Origin of the sequence: Ohtaekwangia sp. (assembly GCF_036786105.1) — a bacterium.
Classification (GTDB): domain Bacteria; phylum Bacteroidota; class Bacteroidia; order Cytophagales; family Cyclobacteriaceae; genus Ohtaekwangia.
In genome coordinates this window covers 15816-31874 of record NZ_DAIQRQ010000054.1, presented here as the reverse complement: position 1 = coordinate 31874, position 16059 = coordinate 15816, and the positions used below count along the sequence as shown (strand labels likewise).

Sequence of the window (16059 nt, the reverse complement as noted above, 5' to 3'; positions counted from 1 at the left end):
TAATCGTTAAACGAATGACGAAGTCAAACACTCCCAATCACACTCATCCAGCAGCCGGCAGCTAGTGGCTCGCAGCTGTTTTGCTTCCTGCACAAAAAAAGAGCTGCCCCATAAAGACAGCTCCTTCATTTTATTCAGTGACAATTCCTTATTTCGTCAGGAATTTATAGGTGGTGCTGGTGGAGTATGTTTCTCCTGGGTTGAGCACTACGCTGGGGAAATTCGGTTTGTTTGGAGAATCCGGGTAATGCTCGGTTTCGAGGCAGAGTCCGTAGCGATGTTTGTAAGTAACGCCTCCTTTGCCGGTAAGTGAACCATCGAGGAAATTGCCGCAGTAAAACTGGATGGCGGGTTCGGTGGTATATACTTCCAGTACACGGCCTGATGTTGGCTCGTATACGCTAGCCGCCATCTTCACACTGTCTTTGGATGAAAGTACCCAGCAGTGATCGTAGCCTCCGCCAAATTCAAGTTGTTGATCTTTTTCGTTGATGCGTGCTCCTATAGCAGTAGCGGTTCTGAAATCAAACGGAGTGTTGGTAACATCTTTTAATTCACCGGTTGGAATCAATACCTTGTCTACCGGAACAAGCTTGTCGGCATTCAGGGTTATCTGATGGTCGAGTATATCACGCTTCACGTTGCCGGTTAAGTTGAAGTACGAGTGCTGCGTGAGGTTCACGATCGTTTTCTTGTCGGTAGTTGCCTTGTAGTCGATCTTCCACTGGTTATCATCGGTTAATGTATAGATCACTTCTACACTGAGATTACCGGGGTATCCTTCTTCACCGTCTTTGCTGAGGTAGGTGAGCTTGAGTGCAACGCCTTCCGTTGATGGCACTTCTTCGATGTTCCAGAACACTTTATCAAAACCTTTTATACCTCCGTGCAGGTGCTGACCGTTGTTGTTCTGTGCCAGGGTATATTCTTTACCATCGAGCTTGAACTTGCCTTTGCCGATGCGATTGCCATAGCGGCCTACGATTGCCCCGAAGAAAGGCGATCCTTTCAGATACGTGGAGAGTGAATCAAATCCCAACACTATATCTTCCAGTGTGCCATTTTTATCTGGTGTTTTCAACGAAGTAACAATGGCTCCGTAGTTAATCACCTGCATCTCGATGCCGTTCTTGTTTTTCAAGGTATATATGCTCACCTCTTGCCCATCGGGCAATTTTCCAAACGGCGCTTGGGTAACCGAGGCTTTTGCAACGGCCACCGTATCGGCCGCGGGAGCTTGTGCTTCTTCTTTTTTCTTGCAGGCTTGTGACATCATAATACTTACAAATAAAGTATAAACTATAAGCTTTCGCATAAACGTTAGGGTTTTGGTATCTCAGAAACTATGTGTTGTTTGAAATGTGTATCAGAAAGCGAACGCAGACGATCGGCACTGAACTCCGGTGTGATGTCGCGCTGCGGATTAGCCAGCATTTCATACCCTACCATAAATTTCTTCACCGTTGCCGACCGTAACAGTGGCGGGTAGAACACCATGTGCCAATGCCACTCGGCATGCGCTTCGCCATCACTCGGAGCCTGGTGTATGCCGGCGGAGTATGGGAATGATACTTCAAACAAATTATCATACCGTGCCGCCATTCTGCGATAGGCATCTGCAAATGCATTGCGCTCGGCTTCGGTCATTTCCGTAATGCGCGCCATGGCACGCTTCGGCACGATCATCGTCTCGAAAGGCCACACGGCCCAGAACGGTACTACTACTATAAAATGATCGTTTTCAAATACAATCCGCTCTTGATGCTTTTGTTCCAGCACCTGGTAGTCTGCCAGCAAGGTAACGCCTTTGCGTTTGAAATAATCCAGCTGGTGCTGCTGCTTTTTGGCAGGCTCTGCCGGAATGGATTGCTGCGCCCAGATTTGCCCATGCGGATGTGGATTGGAGCATCCCATCACCGCACCCTTGTTCTCGAATATCTGGATATACTGTATATTCTTATTCTTGCCCAATTGATTGTACTCTTCGATCCAGAGGTCAATCACACTGCGGATTCCGGCTGCATCCATCTCCGCTACCGTGAGATCATGTCGGGGAGAGAAGCAGATCACGCGACATATACCAGCTTCGCTTTTCGCAAGGAGCAAATCGCTGTCACGGAACTCGCCCGCGGGCACATCCTCTACCAATGCTGCAAAATCGTTGGTAAAAGCATATGTAGATGTATACGTTGGATTTACTTCACCATTCGCACGCACGTTTCCGGGGCAGAGGTAACATGCAGGATCGAATGCCAGTAGCTCCGCTCCTCCTGTCTTCTCTACCTGCCCTTGCCACGGACGCTTCGAGCGGTGTGGCGAAACTTGTATCCATTCTCCTGTAAGCGGATTATATCGTCTGTGTGAATGATCCTTTAAATCGAACTGAGCCATTTCCTTTTATCTATACTCTTAACTAAATCCATTTCACTCGCGCACCAGGAGGCACAGCGATTCACAAGAACCTGTTATGGATCTATACTATACTTTCTTTGCCAATTGCTGCTGCCATTTCCAGGCAGAGCGCATCATTTCTTCTACGCCGAGTTTGGTCTTCCAGCCAAGTTCCTGGTTTGCCAGCGTAGTGTCGGCATATATCTTTTCAACATCGCCCGCTCTGCGGTCTACAACTTTATAGTTCAGCTTCAGGTTGTTCACCTGTTCAAATACCTGGATGAGCTGCAGCACAGTTAAACCTTTGCCCGTGCCCAGGTTAAAGAATTCGTAATTGTCCTTTTGCTTTTTATCGAGCAGGCGCTTCAGCGCGATCACGTGTGCCTCCGCGAGATCTACTACGTGAATATAGTCACGCATAGCAGAGCCATCCGGAGTATCGTAATCATTACCAAATACCATCAGTTGCGGGCGTATACCCGCTGCAGTCTGTGTAATGAACGGTACGAGGTTGGCCGGCACACCATTCGGCAATTCGCCAATCAATGCCGAATCGTGTGCACCTACCGGGTTGAAGTAGCGCAACGATATAGCCTGTATATCTTTATTTACGCGACAGGTATCGCGCAGAATTTCTTCACCAATCTGTTTGGTATTTCCATACGGAGATTCAGCCGGCTTGAAAGGCGTTGCTTCCGTTACCGGAAGTTTATCGGGCTGGCCGTATACGGTACATGACGATGAGAATACAATATTCGGTATACTATACTTCTTCATCGCTTCGAGCAGCAGCACGAGCGACAATACATTGTTCTTATAGTATAGCAACGGTTTCTCTACCGATTCGCCAACAGCCTTGCTGGCAGCGAAGTGAATGACGGCAGCGATGTCGCGGTTCTTTTCAAAGAAAGCCGTGAGCTTGTCTTCTTCGGTGAGATTGAATTTAAAAAATACAGGACGAACACCCGAGATCTTTTCGATGCCGTTAAGGACATCTTCCTGCGAGTTGGAGAGATCATCGATGATGATCACTTCAAAACCTTCTTTGATCAGTTCTACTGCTGTGTGAGAGCCTATGTATCCGGTGCCACCGGTAACGAGTATCTTTTTCTTCATGCTCTAAAGTAAGTTAATTTTCTCGATTGACTTACTCGTTACACTGGTTCCATCTTTAATATTCACAATATAGGTTTCGAGGGCAATGCCGAATTTTTCTGCATAGGCCGGGCGCACCGCCGACAGGAATGAACCTACTTCATCTTTCTTCACAAGGTTAATGGTGCATCCGCCAAAGCCTCCACCCATCACACGGGCTCCCAGCACGCCAGAAAACTTCTTTGCTTCATCTACCAGGAAGTCAAGCTCCGGGCAGCTTACCTCATATAGTTTGGATAAACCTTCGTGCGTTTCAAACATCTTCTTGCCGAATGCCTGCAGATCGTGGTTCTCCAGGTCGCGACTGGCCTGCTGCACGCGCGCAATCTCCTGCACTATATAGAGGCAGCGATCGAATACTTTTCCTTTTAACTCATCTTTATGTTCCAGCACCATGTTTTCTGAAACATCGCGCAAACTGTTAACAGCGGGATAATATTTTTTGAGTATAGCAACGCCTTGTTCGCATTCGTTTCTGCGGGTGTTATATTCGGAATCCACCAGCGAGTGCTTCACTTTCGAGTCACACAATACAATGGTAAAATCTTTCAGCTCCAGCGGAGAGTAGCGATATTCCAGCGAACGGCAGTCGAGCAGGATCACGTGATTTTCAGAACCCATCATGCTGGCAAACTGATCCATGATGCCGCACTTTACACCTACAAAGTGATGTTCCGACCATTGTGCAATCTTGATCAGGTCTTTTTTATCGATCGCGTGATGATTGAGTACATTGAGAGCAAACGCAAATCCGCATTCCACAGAAGCGGATGACGACAAGCCTGCTCCCATGGGTATATTTCCCCCGAACACACAACGAAACGGCTGCACGCTATAGCCTTTGTCTACAAACTGGCGCAGTACACCCAAGAGGTAGTTAACCCATGCGGGAGCGCTTACCGGTTTCGGATCGCGCAGGTCTACACTAAAAGTCTGGTTGTATTTGATGGAGTATATTTCCGATCTACCATCGACTGATTCTGCAATCGCAAATACCGTTTCGCGGTCAATGGCAGCGGGCATCACAAAGCCGTCATTATAATCAGTATGTTCGCCTATCAGGTTGATTCGGCCGGGAGAGCGAACCACGAGCGGTTCGCCAGGATACAGTTCCTTGAACTTATTCAGCACATCTTGCGCGGTCAATTCCACAATAAAAAGTTTAGGTGTCCTCTATAAATAGTAACCGGAGACCAAACTCCTTTCGATCTCCGGTACTTAACCAATCAATTAACCCAAAATGTTAATGACTTTACGAAGTACCGTAATCGTTGCGAGATAATAAATAGATGATCGGAGATTGGCACGAAATAACGTTCCCGGAAACGTTCTTTAGACTTGTTGGAATGTTGATCGTGGAGAGTCTTAGTTTTAAGGTTAAGGTTCAATGCCGCAGCTTTCTGCATGAAGCGCTAACAGCAAGCTTCATTTTTTCTTTTTAATTGTTTTACAGGGGTTGTTAGCCACCCATATCGAAGTATTAAGGAAACTAATACCTCCCTATTTTGGCAGTACTCTGGAATAAGAAATAGACCTTATTTTTCAGGTATATCTGATGCTGATATGGGTTATATCGTTTTTTTCTTCTAAATGATCTTAGCTTCTTGTAATAAGGTTGCTGGCCAGCCACCGATGTTTTCAATAAACCTTATCCAATTAACTATGAACAAAATATCTATCCTGCTCATCATTTTATTAGTAAGTTTTATCAGCTCTTGCAACAATACAACAGACGATGTACGGAAAACGGAGAGTATAAAAATTGATATTGAAGGTGCTGATATACTAATCTCCTTCATTGACTTTAACGTCACTAAATTTCAAAAAAACATATCACTTTCAAGATCAAATAACAACCAACCTGATCTGAAATTTCTTATAAGGAATATTCGGGAATATGAAAGGCTAAAAGGTCTAAATTTTCATTACTCAACCACCGAAAAACCGGAACCAGAAAAATTATCCGAGTCGCTCATCCGTGCAAGACAAACATTTCAAGATAAACTTAGTTTTTGCATTTCCACTTCTTCAAGTGAAGACGAGTTCTTGCTTAAGCTCTCAAATCTAAAGATTGAAGTATTGAATGATCAAACCGACAACATTATCAAGTCAGAACTTTTATCTCAGATTGTGTTGTTCGAAAAATTTATAGGTTATATTCAAACTAAAATAGCTCTCAATACCAGTATTACTACTTCCAAAGAAGATGATGGAAAATGCAAAGGGTGGTGGTCTTGCTGGGGAAAGTGCATAGCAGGGACACTGGGTGGTGCCGGAACCGGGGCTTTGACCTTTGGACTGGCTGGAGCCGCTGTTGGCACTGTAACGCTTCCTGTTGTAGGCACAGTGTCAGCTGGAACCGTTGGCGCTATTGGAGGTGCAATTGCCGGTGGTCTAACAGGAGCAGCATCATCTTGTGACTAAAGTAAGTTATGAAAAAATATACTCCACTCCTTATCGCTGGTATAGCAGAAACATTATTCAGCTTTCGTATACTTTCAAAAGCCATTCATGAGGGTAGCCTTTGGAAAATAGTGTTCTCTCTCATCGGTTTTGCCCTCATGCTGGCCATGACTTTTTTCTTTTTTATTCGAATAAAAACAAAGGCTAAAGAAAGTGGGAAGCTTAAAGCTAACAAGGCTTGAGCTTTCTGCGTTCCACTTTCTGCTTTCTGCCTTTCGCTTCCCTCAACTGCCTTTCGCCAGCTTCCGGATAAGCGCTACCTCATCTTTGCTATACGGTGTGCCGTCTTTTCGGAATATATCGTGAAACCAGACTTTCGGTTCCCTGCCATCGGGCATCGGTGTATCCCAGGCATATATCGTGTTGGTTTTACCGGATACAAGTCCCCAGTTGTACGCACCTATATTCTGTTCTTTCAGCATGGGCATAATGTTATCAAAACGACTGCCGCGTGTTCGCGCCATATACTCGGTACATATCAACGGACGACCGTAGGTGCGAAGGCTGTCGATCCACTTTTTGTGTTCTTCCGGTTCCGCATAGTTGTGATAGGTAATTACATCGGAGCTGGCAAGCTGGTATACATTGAGGTCTTTCAATTCCTGCGACCACACTCCTGCTGACAAGGGCTGCGATGGATTTACTTGGCGGCCCCATTGAAATGCCTTTTGAAGCAGCGGCATAGACTTGTTGCCATAGCCGGAGTTGCCCGGTTCATTGTACAAATCCCACAATACAATGCGCCTGTCGCTGGCAAAGTGTGAGAGAACATCTTTGGTATAGCGCTCCAATGTTTTGTATAGCGATGAATCCTGATGCAGCTGATCGCCCGGATCGCGCACCCAGCCGGAGTTGTGAACACCGGGTTTAGGGTCAGGTTGTTTGCCTGCCTGGTATACAGGATTCCAGCAATCATCAAACAAAACAAACAGGGTTGAAATGCGGTGTTTATCGGCGATGCCGAGGTATATATTCATTCTGTCTTTGAACCCCGTGGAGTCGACCTGCCAGGCGAGATGATGCAGGTATACGCGCATGGAGTTTAGGCCGATGGATTCTGCCCATCCCAATTCGCGGTTAATGGTGGCTGTGTCAAATGTTTCAGCCTGCCACATTTCCAATTGGTTAATGGCCGTGCTGGGTATAAAATCGCTGCCCCGCAGCCAGCCCCAGTGTTTATACCATTCGTTGGCTTGTTCTTTCGTCCATACATCCCGGACGGGCGCTGTGGGTATCGTTGTATCCTGTGCCGGAGTTTCCTTTTTCTGACAGGCGGATGCGAGAATACCCAATAGTGCGGCCGTAAAAAGTAAATTACTGAATCGGTTCATAGGCTCGTAGTGTTCGTCTGATGGCGTTGATGTTTTTTTGAGCTATGCGAAGTAATGCGTTTAAGCGCAAAACACCGGAACCGCCTGTAAAATTATACCCAAAATAACGGTACCGAAAACGATGTCATTTCTTTATATTATGCTTACTTTCAACAACATTATTCGTAAATCGCTGTGCCTAACGTGTTCTGAAACAGTTTTGATATTATGTTCCGACCTTGTACTATTGAGCTATTTTCTTTGAACTTTCGATGAAAAACCCTCAGGCTACCATTCGCGATCTTGCCATCAAACTCAATATTTCCATCTCTACTGTTTCCCGTGCCCTCCGCAATGCTCCGGATGTAAACCCCGAAACCAAGAAAGCTGTACTGGAGCTGGCGCGAAAACTTCATTACGAACCGAATCGTGTTGCACAAAGTTTGCGCATCAAGAAGACAAATACCATTGGTGTGGTGGTGCCTGAAATCGCGATGCACTTCTTTTCGTCTGTCATTAGTGGTATCCAAGAGTATGCAGCCAAGCACGACTATAGCATTATGATATGCCAGTCGATGGAGTCGTTGCATACCGAAAAATCCAATATACACATGCTGGTGTCCAACCGCGTGGATGGATTGCTGATCTCACTTTCCAGTCAGACTAAAAACGTAGAGCATCTTGAAAATCTGATCGCCAAGCAGATTCCAATTGTGCTGTTCGATCGCATCACCGATGAACTGGATGTTTCAAAAGTAGTAGTTGATGATCACAACGGAGCTTTCAAGGGCGTTGAACATTTAATCAAGACAGGCTGCAAGCGCATTGCCTATATCGGAGGTCCGGATGGGCTCTATGTAAGCGACCAGCGGCTTCGCGGCTATAGCGATGCAATCCGCAACTATAACCTGGAACTGGATGAGGAGCTTATCGTTCACTGTAAAAATCTCCATACGGATCCTATAGAGGCTGCACGCACCTTATTGAATCGTCCAAACAAGCCCGATGCTATATTTTGCATGAACGATCCGGTAGCTATAGTAGCCATGCAGGTGCTGAAGGAAAAAGGTATACGTATACCGGAAGAGATCTCCATGGTGGGATTTACCAATGAACCGGTATCACAATTTATTGAACCATCGCTCACCACGATCGCCCAGCCTGCATACCTGATGGGCCAATCGGCAGCCAAACTATTCATTCAGCAAATGGACGACAAGGAAGACTTTAAACCCACAACCAAAGTTCTCCCAACAGAACTCATCATCCGCAGCTCAACCAAACCTCTATACTAACAACCTACTTTCCCACTCACACACGCACCAACTTAAACACATTAACACCTCAACACTTCAACACATAAAAGAAATGGCCAAAGGTTTACTGATCGACATGGATGGCGTGGTATATGGCGGAGATACGCTGATACCTGGAGCTGACGAATTTATAGGGCGGCTGCTGAAGCAGGATGTACCATTTATGTTCATGACCAACAACAGTCAGCGCACACGGTTGGAAGCCGTACGCAAGCTAAAGAAGCTCGGTATCGTAGTCGATACAAAACATATATATACCAGTGCCATGGCCACCGGCAAATTTCTGGCGAGTCAGATTCCCAATGGTTCTGCGTATGTGTTGGGAGAAGGTGGACTGCTCACCTCGCTGCACGAGAATGGCATTACTCTCGTAGAGACTGATCCTGACTTTGTAGTGCTGGGCGAAGGGCGAAACTTTACCCTCGAAATGGTGCAGCGCGCGGTAGATATGATATTGGCTGGCGCCAAGTTTATTACAACTAACCGCGATCCATCACCCAAGAAAAGTGGCTGGGCCAACCTTGGTATAGCAGCTACTACCGCGATGATCGAAGAAGCTTCCGGTATAAAAGCATTTGTAATCGGTAAACCCGGCCCGGTAATGATGCGCTCTGCCCGCAAAGCCCTCGGCCTCGAAACAGCCGACACTACCGTGATAGGCGACACGATGGACACCGACATTCAGGGTGGTGTGCAAATGGGCTATAAAACCATTCTTACGCTGAGCGGTATAACCCGCAAAGAAGACCTGATTAAATTCGCCTTCAAACCTGATATGGTAGTAACATCGGTAAGCGAAATAAAGCTGCCGTTGCCGTGGTGGGAATAGTGGGGAAAAGCCACTGGCTGCCAGCTTCTGGCTACTAGAAATGTTTCATAAATCTATGGGAGTCTTTATTTCTGCGGAATAAATCCGGTTACACAAAGAAGCAGAAAGGAAACACAAAGTTACACAAATAATGTAGCAGTATATATTTTTCGGACTTCCTATCTTTCCGGACTTGCATTCAACATCGAACAAGGAATATTGATTAACGAATTTAGAAGTAACGTACACCAACTTATGCACATGTCCAGTAAGCCGGCAGCCAGAAGCTTGCTGCTTTTTTGACAGCTCGAGGCTTTTACATAAACATCGCCTTCCGGGACGGAGCAGTAACATTGGCCACCATCTCCTTAATATGCTTCTTCGAAGAGAATATATTCTGATACATGGCCAGTATCTTTTGATTTTTATCTAACAGGTAAGTGGTGCGCTTGGTGAACAGCGGCACGAAAGGAAGTTGTGTATCGTATAACTCGCAGACTTTTCCCTGGTCGTCTGACAACAATTCGAATGGAAGGCCGAGTGTCTTTTTAAATTTCTGATGACTTTCGATAGAATCCCGGCTTATGCCGATGATGGTGATATTCAATTCCTTGAACACTTCAAAGGTATCGCGAAAGCTGCAGGCTTCGTTGGTACATCCCACTGAAAAATCTTTCGGATAGAAATATAGCACGCAGGGCGTATTCTTCATATCCTTATATAGATTGAAGTTTTTGCCGCTGGTGGAGACAAGTGTGAAATCTGGTGCCTTGGTTCCTACGGGTAATGGCATAAGCTGCTGACGATTTTAGTGATTAACTCATAATTTGAAAAAATGTTCAAAATACAAATTTAAAATCTCCCACATCCCGATTTTTCCGTTATCTGTTTTGTTCCCACAGATTTCATAGAAAGATAAGTTATTCTTCAGAACAATATAGCAAAAAAGAAAGCGGCAGACGCTTTACTGTCTGCCGCTTGCACCTGTATCAAACTACTACTTCACTCAACAAGTAGGTTCTTTATATCTTATTTCTTGCGTACATATATATCGCCGTTGTAATTCTTCAGGGTAATTTCTGCGCCTCCTCCGTTTACATCGCCGCGCTTGTAGTCGTCAACCGTTACGCGGTATACACCGGAGCGTGCATCTTTCTTTTGCACGGGGCCTGTGCTGGTCATCTTTATATCGAAGCCAGTGTATATTTCACCCTGCTCGGTCTTCATTTTCACGGTGGCCTTCAATGTAGCCGGGAAGGTAAGATCAATATCTCCGTTATAGGTTGAGAATGACATCGGTGTTCCTTCGGTCACCTTATCAAAGGTTACTTTGATCTCTCCGTTGTAAGTAGTGGCTACTACTGATCCTGATATATTCAGCGCGGTGATCTCTCCGTTGTAATTGGTAAGTTCTACTTCTCCCTGCACGTTTGTGATCATCAGATCGCCATCGTTGTATGTATGTACTTCCATGTCAAAACCAGAAGGCACTTCTATCTCGAGGTTCAGCTTGTGATTCCATGAATCCGATTCAACCTTTACAAAGTTGTTACTTTCGGTTACTTCAAGGTCCATGCCTCCACCGCCAATCTTGCGCAGGCCACTCTTTGATTTTTCATTTCGGTCATTATCCTTATCGTGCTCATCGCAGTCTTCGCATTCGCCATCTTCAAGAGATTTATAGCGTACCAATACATCTTTGCGTGCAGTTCCCTTTACGGTAATGGAGCCGTAGTTGATATGTGCTTTCAGCTTTCCCCGCTTGGCCGGGTCACTAAGGGGCACGGTAAATTCATTGTTACTTTGGGCCTGTGAAATAGAAGCACTGATCAGCACCAATCCGATGGTGATGAGAACGAGAGCGGTTGTCAATATTTGCTTTTTCATTGTGTTTGTTATTTTACTTTGTTAGACGACCTGCAAGCACACACTTGTGGCATACTTCTTTGCAGATTTGAAGTTTCAAATTGTCCGCAACACGGCGAACGTGTTGTTTTTTACTTTATGCTATATTTTCAGTTGACCTTTTCTTTCAGGTATACATTTCCATTGAAAGTCTCGAAGTCGAGCAGCGCACCGCCTGCTCCAGCCTGGTAACGGTTGCCGTTTATTTTATAGCGAATGCCCTCACCGTTGTTGCTCTTCTCGATTTGCACCGGCATGGTTTCCAGTTTGTCGATGTTGGTATAGAAATTACCATTGAAACTTTCGAAGCTCAGATTCGCACCCAGTCCTTTCCGGAACTGAGCATTGATATCTCCATTGAGTGAGTAAAAGCGGCAATCTTTCTTTGGATTGGTGCTATAGTCTATATCCACATCACCATTAATCGTGCTGGCCACGGCTTCACGCACCAGGTTTTGAAGTTTAATACTGCCGTTGATATTGTTGGCGATTACCACCCCACTCACCTGCTGCACCGAAACATCGCCGCTGTTAATGGTACTCACATCGATATTAATGCTGGCTGGAACCTTTACAAAAAAATCGAGGCGATAGTCGTACTCTTCGTTGCAGCTGCGATCGTTGTTCTCCCAGCTATATCCCCAGCCTCTCTGATTCTTTCCACCTCTGTTCGTTTTGCGACCAAACTTATTGCATTCTCCTTCTGCATATAGAATTATGCTATCGGCACGATCTATTACACCCAACTGGATCTTTTCTTTGCCTTTCTCCAGCCTCGCCTGTGTTTTGGCGTAGATGGTTTTCGTTACCTCCACCAGTATCTTATCGCCGGTATAGCCTTCTACTTTTATTGAGCCGTTGATGTTGGCAATCATCAATGCATTGTCTGCACTCTTTTTCTCGAATGTAAATTCCTTTGTTATTTTTTCTGTATGCGTCTGTGCATGCAAGCCTGCAGCTGCAAGCAACATACCAATCAGTACTAATGTCTTCATACCCGTAGTTGTTAATGATTATAGAATCAACTTATAACCTGAATACTTTCCTGAATTTTCTTTTTTACTTCCTGAGGCGTCTTCTTGTCCTGCAGTAGTTTCTCAAGCTCTTTCACAGAGGATTTTACCTGTAAAGCTGCCATCAGTTCGGCAAGCTCTACCTGCACAAGCGGTGATTGTTGCCTGGCGATGGAACGGATCAGCGCTTCCCGGACTTCACTGTTCCTGGCGTATCCTTTCAGCACATCGAGTGCTGCCAGACGTACGTTTACGTTGCTATCGTTGTTAAGCGTTTCAATCAGGGCACTGGTAACTTTGTTGCTCACCTGGTCCATCTCCTGCGTAAGACTCACCGCTTTCAGTCGCTCGGTAGCAGATTCTTTTTCCAGCAGCGAAAGCATCATCATTTCTTTGAGGTCTGTTACCTGCTGGCTCAGCAACGCGATCTCTCCATCATTACCATTACCGGATGCATCAGTTGAGGGACGAACCCAGAACCCTACCGCCAGTCCGGCCAGTAAGGCTACCGAGGCAAAGGCAAGGCGTGGCAACAGATCAGGCCATGCAAAGAACTGCTTCCATGAGAATGCTTTACTGCTCTTTTTTTCCAGTGCCAGCATCCGATAGAATTTATCATCAAGCTCCAGCGAGGGCATTGGCGATGCTGCCTGCATAATCTGATTTTGCAGCTGTTGCATATCCTCCAGGTCAGACAGATCGATCACGCCTTCTTCCAGCCACTGCTCAATCGTTCTTACATCTTCTGCATTTGTTTGCCCTGCACGGTATTTCACCAGCAGTGCGTCTATCGTTGTTCGTTCCATACTCGTTATTAGTTAACTGTTAACCGTTAATCGTTATCTGTTAATCGTTAATAGTTATGTAACAGATAACTATTAACCTCTCCCTGCCCCGGTTCACAGTCTGGCTTCCAGCTTTTGATACATTTCCTTTAATTCCTGCAAGGCGCGGAAAACTTTCACCTTTACTGCGCCTTCGGAACATCCGAGTATCTCGCCGATCTCTTTATACTTCTTGTCCTGAAATTTGCTCAGCAACAGGATCTCCCGTTTTTCTTCCGGCAACCTGTCCATGGCCATGGAGAGCAATTGCATTTCCTCTTCCTGCTGAATGGATGTCGAGCGATTGTCATCACTGCCCAGGCGATCTTGCCAGTCTTCCAGTGAGTCTTTTGCAGACAGTTTGTTTTTCCGGAAGTGGTCGTGGCTCACATTGCGCGCGATGTGAAACATCCATGTTCTGAAGTCGCCCTCTCCGCGGAAGAGATAGCGGTACTTCAAAATCCGGTAAAAAACATTCTGCACCAGGTCTTCACTCAGCTCGGCATCCTTGTTCATGTGGTAGAAAAAACCGAACAAAGGTTTTTTGTACCGCTCAAAAAGCAGGCTCAACTTGTCTACATCGCCATCCCTGACCTTTAGCATCAGGTTGTTATCCGTTAGTGCGTCCAATTCAGAAGGTGAAGTTTTCATGAAGGGTAACTTGGGGTTGGGCTGATGGTTACACAGCTTTGTAAAGTTTCTTAAAAATTTATGTTTCCGGAAAGTTAGCAGCCGAAATGGGCACTTGTAACTGTAAGATCTACACCATAAAACAGGCTGATGATATAGGCCATTTAAATAAATTATAGTATCTTCCAATGGCCCATCCAATGAAAACTACAAGTATCGTTGTGCTTCTGGCAAGCTCCGTACTTCTTGCCGGCATAAGTGCCATCATTACACACTACGCGGTTCGTGACAGTACGGACCGGGTAGACTGGGTTTATCATACATACCGGGTAATCAACAATGCATCCGAGGTTCTCAGCACACTCAAAAGCATGGAGTCAGATCAACGCGGGTATATGCTTACCGGCAACGTTGCGTATCTCCACATGGCAGAGACAAGCCATCGCACCTTGCTTCAAAGCATCGATTCGCTACAACATGAGGTTGCTGACAATTCGCAACAAACCTGGCTTCTGAAAGAAAAACTCATACCCGCCATTACACGCAAGCTGAATCACATATATACTGTTTCTTCTGCTAACAAACGCCCGGATAAGAACAGTGCTCTGCTTATCCAACAACAAACCGAAGAACAGGCACTGACCGACAGCATTGCATCCTGGCATTCGCTCTTTATAGAGCATGAAAAAAGGTTGTTAGCCACAAGACTGCAGCAAGTGGCGGCCGTTCATCAACGCCAGATCATGATCCGCTATACCAGCTTCTCGCTTATTGCGCTGATATCTGTGCTGGCGCTCATTACCATTCTACAGAAAGAGAGAAAGAACAAAGAACTTATCGCGGAACTGAACAATGTAAACAACTCGCTTGAAAAGAAAGTCAGGCAGCGAACCTACGAACTACAAAAACAATTCAATATAACCGAAGAACTCAACGAAGAGCTGCGGCAAAACATGGAAGAGCTTGAATCGTTCTATGAGGCGCTTCAGATACGAAACATAAAAGCGGAAGATGCACTGGCCGAGGTTCAGGATCTGTATAACAATGCACCGTGTGGTTATCATTCACTGGCCATCGATGGCACTATACTTCGCATGAATGAAACCGAGTTGAGCTGGTTAGGCTATACTGCCGATGAACTACTGGGAAAGATGAAGGTAACGGCTATTATGATACCGGAAGAACATCAGTCGTACAGAGACGACTTTGCCACGTTCAAGGAACATGGTTTTATTCACAACAAGGAACATACCTTTCTTCGAAAAGACGGCACTACGTTTCCGATATTGCTTAGTGCTACCGCTATATATGATCAACAGGGCAACTACGTGATGAGTCGCGGCACGGTAATCGATATTACCGAACGGAAAGTGACCGAGCAGAAACTTCTCGACTATAACCGGAAGCTCATGCACTTTAACGAAGAGAAGAATAACTTCCTGGCCATTGCTGCACATGATCTGAAGAGCCCCATCAACAATATTATTGGTCTTACTTCGCTTATCAACATAAGTCATCATGTACTGCCTGCCGATATACAGGAGTATATACGTCACATTCAGCGGTCGTGCTATAACATGCAAACGCTTATTACCAACCTGCTTGACATCAACAAGATTGAACAAGGTTCCATGGAACTTAAACCAGAACTCGTAAACATCAGCACGTTTGTGCGACAGCATATTCGCGCATTCAAAGAGCACACCACGGTCAAAAATATAACAATCGCCCTCGAAGATCACGAAGCTGCCGATACCTGCATCACGACTGATCTATCGGCTCTACAACGGATACTGGACAATCTTCTCTCGAATGCTATCAAGTTCTCGCCAAGAAACAAAAATGTTACCCTGCGCATACAACAAAATCAAACCTATCTGAACATTGCTGTAGAAGATGAAGGACCCGGTATCCCACCGGAAGAGATTAGTCTGTTGTTTCGAAAATTCAAGCGTCTCAGTGCCCGTCCTACGGATGGCGAAAGCTCTACAGGCCTCGGGCTCTCCATTGTAAAAGAACTTGTACAGGCACTCAACGGGAAAATCTCCGTAGAGAGCCGCGTAGGAAAAGGAACAATCTTCCTGGTGGAATTACCCCTGCAGTATGTGGAAAGTGATCCTGTAACGCAGTCTGTGCTGTGAGCGGTTATTGTTTGTTAGTTATCCGTTATTAGTTAAACGTTAATCGGTGGTCGTGTCAAATGTTTTACTTGACACATCACAGATATACTACATCTCTGTAAGA

At 45.6% G+C, this 16059-nt stretch carries 15 protein-coding genes; 5 read left to right on the top strand and 10 right to left on the bottom strand.

Features of this window, described 5'->3' with window-relative positions:
- Positions 1 to 148: 148 nt before the first annotated feature.
- The 4 genes from V7Q33_RS18360 to galK form a co-directional block, all read right to left on the bottom strand.
- Positions 149 to 1315 carry an aldose epimerase family protein gene (locus V7Q33_RS18360; RefSeq protein WP_333820772.1) on the bottom strand — a complete coding sequence of 389 codons (1167 nt, stop codon included), beginning with the start codon at positions 1313 to 1315 and terminating at the stop codon, positions 149 to 151.
- 5 nt (positions 1316 to 1320) lie between these two features.
- The gene (locus V7Q33_RS18355; RefSeq protein WP_333820771.1) at positions 1321 to 2391 is read right to left on the bottom strand and encodes a UDP-glucose--hexose-1-phosphate uridylyltransferase; all 1071 of its coding nucleotides are present in this window, start codon (positions 2389 to 2391) and stop codon (positions 1321 to 1323) included.
- Between the two features lie 87 nt (positions 2392 to 2478).
- Positions 2479 to 3507, bottom strand: a complete 1029-nt coding sequence (gene galE / locus V7Q33_RS18350) for a UDP-glucose 4-epimerase GalE (RefSeq protein WP_333820770.1) — start codon at positions 3505 to 3507, stop codon at positions 2479 to 2481.
- Positions 3508 to 3510: 3 nt separating this feature from the next.
- The gene (gene galK, locus V7Q33_RS18345) at positions 3511 to 4698 is read right to left on the bottom strand and encodes a galactokinase (protein WP_331978828.1); all 1188 of its coding nucleotides are present in this window, start codon (positions 4696 to 4698) and stop codon (positions 3511 to 3513) included.
- A gap of 510 nt (positions 4699 to 5208) precedes the next feature.
- On the opposite strand from galK, the gene V7Q33_RS18340 reads away from it, so the two are divergent.
- The gene (locus V7Q33_RS18340; RefSeq protein ID WP_333820769.1) at positions 5209 to 5970 is read left to right on the top strand and encodes a hypothetical protein; all 762 of its coding nucleotides are present in this window, start codon (positions 5209 to 5211) and stop codon (positions 5968 to 5970) included.
- 8 nt (positions 5971 to 5978) lie between these two features.
- Positions 5979 to 6191 carry a hypothetical protein gene (locus V7Q33_RS18335; RefSeq protein ID WP_333820768.1) on the top strand — a complete coding sequence of 71 codons (213 nt, stop codon included), beginning with the start codon at positions 5979 to 5981 and terminating at the stop codon, positions 6189 to 6191.
- Between the two features lie 42 nt (positions 6192 to 6233).
- On the opposite strand, the gene V7Q33_RS18330 is transcribed toward V7Q33_RS18335, so the two are convergent.
- Positions 6234 to 7340 (bottom strand): glycoside hydrolase family 2 TIM barrel-domain containing protein, encoded by a 1107-nt coding sequence (locus V7Q33_RS18330; protein ID WP_331978834.1) that lies wholly within the window; start codon positions 7338 to 7340, stop codon positions 6234 to 6236.
- Between the two features lie 251 nt (positions 7341 to 7591).
- Here V7Q33_RS18330 and V7Q33_RS18325 point away from each other — a divergent pair, with 251 nt between their 5' ends.
- Together V7Q33_RS18325 and V7Q33_RS18320 are read left to right on the top strand one after the other, a co-directional pair.
- The gene (locus tag V7Q33_RS18325; protein ID WP_333820767.1) at positions 7592 to 8614 is read left to right on the top strand and encodes a LacI family DNA-binding transcriptional regulator; all 1023 of its coding nucleotides are present in this window, start codon (positions 7592 to 7594) and stop codon (positions 8612 to 8614) included.
- A 73-nt stretch (positions 8615 to 8687) separates the two neighbouring features.
- Entirely contained in the window at positions 8688 to 9464 is a 777-nt protein-coding gene (locus V7Q33_RS18320; RefSeq protein ID WP_331978838.1) for an HAD-IIA family hydrolase, read from the top strand.
- Positions 9465 to 9759: 295 nt separating this feature from the next.
- Here the strand turns inward: V7Q33_RS18320 and V7Q33_RS18315 are convergent, their stop codons facing one another.
- The 5 genes from V7Q33_RS18315 to V7Q33_RS18295 all read right to left on the bottom strand — a co-directional run bounded on the left by V7Q33_RS18315 (position 9760) and on the right by V7Q33_RS18295 (position 13836).
- Positions 9760 to 10236 carry a peroxiredoxin gene (locus tag V7Q33_RS18315; protein WP_331978840.1) on the bottom strand — a complete coding sequence of 159 codons (477 nt, stop codon included), beginning with the start codon at positions 10234 to 10236 and terminating at the stop codon, positions 9760 to 9762.
- A 236-nt stretch (positions 10237 to 10472) separates the two neighbouring features.
- Positions 10473 to 11330, bottom strand: coding sequence for a DUF4097 family beta strand repeat-containing protein (locus V7Q33_RS18310; protein ID WP_331978842.1), 858 nt, complete (start codon positions 11328 to 11330; stop codon positions 10473 to 10475).
- Positions 11331 to 11458: 128 nt separating this feature from the next.
- Complete coding sequence (locus V7Q33_RS18305; RefSeq protein ID WP_333820765.1) at positions 11459 to 12343, bottom strand: hypothetical protein; 885 nt, start codon at positions 12341 to 12343, stop codon at positions 11459 to 11461.
- Positions 12344 to 12369: 26 nt separating this feature from the next.
- Positions 12370 to 13167: a HEAT repeat domain-containing protein gene (locus V7Q33_RS18300; protein ID WP_333820764.1), complete on the bottom strand. Its 798-nt coding sequence runs from the start codon at positions 13165 to 13167 to the stop codon at positions 12370 to 12372.
- A 93-nt stretch (positions 13168 to 13260) separates the two neighbouring features.
- Positions 13261 to 13836, bottom strand: a complete 576-nt coding sequence (locus V7Q33_RS18295) for an RNA polymerase sigma factor (protein WP_333820763.1) — start codon at positions 13834 to 13836, stop codon at positions 13261 to 13263.
- A gap of 179 nt (positions 13837 to 14015) precedes the next feature.
- On the opposite strand from V7Q33_RS18295, the gene V7Q33_RS18290 reads away from it, so the two are divergent.
- Positions 14016 to 15956: a sensor histidine kinase gene (locus V7Q33_RS18290; RefSeq protein WP_333820762.1), complete on the top strand. Its 1941-nt coding sequence runs from the start codon at positions 14016 to 14018 to the stop codon at positions 15954 to 15956.
- Positions 15957 to 16059: the final 103 nt, after the last annotated feature.